Genomic DNA, 208 nt, shown 5'->3' with positions numbered 1-208 from the left:
AAGATTAGCCTGCATCGCCTGCAAGGAGGTGACACCGAAGGGCTTATGGCTCTCATTGAACACCGGCGCGAACAGGCGCAGGCCACCTTGACGCGTCCGGTTCGGGTGATGTCGTGCTACGAGGCCGGTTACGACGGTTTCTGGCTGCATCGTTTCCTGTGCGACCGCGGCATCGACAATCGAGTTCTGGATGCGGCCAGCATCCTGG

The 208-nt window shown here is 60.6% G+C and carries 1 pseudogene; it reads left to right on the top strand.

Features of this window, described 5'->3' with window-relative positions:
* Positions 1–208, top strand: a pseudogene (locus ACWGTI_RS33070) (IS110 family transposase); the annotation flags it as partial.

The organism is Mesorhizobium sp. ArgA1, from assembly GCF_053714375.1.
Note: the sequence above shows the minus strand (reverse complement) of the source record. Positions and strands in the feature narration are given on the sequence as shown.